The organism is Flavobacterium bomense (assembly GCF_003970355.1).
In genome coordinates this window covers 1-1217 of record NZ_RYDJ01000170.1, presented here as the reverse complement: position 1 = coordinate 1217, position 1217 = coordinate 1, and the positions used below count along the sequence as shown (strand labels likewise).

Below are 1217 nucleotides of genomic sequence, written 5' to 3'. Positions count from 1 at the left end.
AAACAAGTCATTTTTTTTATCTGCAACCTAAAATCTGCTGACTGCTAACTATCTTCTCGGATGAAAATTATTGATTACTTCTGTTAAAAACCTCCTATCCAGATGCACATAAATTTCCGTAGTAGTTATCGATTCGTGCCCTAGCATTAACTGAATCGAACGCAAATCGGCACCATTCTCCAGAAGATGGGTGGCAAACGAATGGCGCAAAGTATGAGGGCTGATGCTTTTTTTTAGTTCAATTTTAGCTGCTAAACCTTTGATTATCGTAAAAATCATTGCTCTTGTCAACTGACTTCCTCTCCTATTTAAGAACAAAGTATCTTCGTGACCTTTCTTTATATTCAAATCATTTCGTTTGTAATCTCTATAAATTTGGATGTATTTTTGAGTCAAATTCCCTATGGGAACTAAACGTTGTTTATTCCCTTTTCCGGTAATTTTAATGAAGCCCTCATCAAAAAATAAATCAGAAATCTTCAAGGAAACCAATTCCGAAACCCGAAGCCCACAACCATAAAGCGTTTCCAACATTGCTCGATTTCGTTCGCCTTCATTGGAACTCAAATCTATTGCCGAAATTAAAGCATCAATTTCATCGACTGATAAAGTATCGGGGAGTTTTCGACCTGTTTTGGGAGTTTCAATCAATTCCATGGGATTGTCTAAGCGATAATCTTCAAAAATTAAATAGCTAAAAAAACTTTTTAATCCCGAAATTATTCTGGCCTGCGAACGTGGATTTACTTCTTTTGAAACACTATAAATAAACTGCTGAATCGTTTCTTCGCTTATCTTTATGGGCGAAACTGAGAAATTATTTTCCTCCAAAAAAAGACACAACCGTTCTATATCAAAAGAATAATTTTCGATGGTGTTTTTAGATAATCCTCTTTCAATCCTAAGATAAGACTGATAATTTTTGATATCTGTTTTCCAGTTCATATAAGCAAAGTAAAGCTATTTTTGGACATAAAAAAACCACGCAAATGCGTGGTTTGATTTTATAAAGAAAAAATTATTTCCCCCATTTTCCTCCTCCAACAAAAAATCCGATGTGGATACCTAAATCGGCGTTTTTTGCAGTTCCTTTTTTAACACCGTTTATATCTTCTAAATCAGAATCAGGAATAAAATTATATTCTAACCCCATTCTAAATCCCGCCCATTCAAAACCTCCACGAATTAAACCGCCAAATGCACCAGATACAGCAGGT

Annotated in this window: 1 protein-coding gene and 1 pseudogene; both read right to left on the bottom strand. The window is 34.8% G+C overall.

Features of this window, described 5'->3' with window-relative positions; translation table 11 throughout:
* Positions 1 to 48: 48 nt before the first annotated feature.
* Entirely contained in the window at positions 49 to 945 is an 897-nt protein-coding gene (xerD, locus tag EKL98_RS16475; protein ID WP_126563193.1) for a site-specific tyrosine recombinase XerD, read from the bottom strand.
* Positions 946 to 1018: 73 nt separating this feature from the next.
* A pseudogene (locus tag EKL98_RS17715) lies at positions 1019 to 1217 on the bottom strand (hypothetical protein); the annotation flags it as partial.

Coding starts and splice junctions, on each gene's coding strand:
- xerD (WP_126563193.1), bottom strand. CDS start 945: ATGAACTGGAAAACAGATATCAAAAATTATCAGTCTTATCTTAGGATT.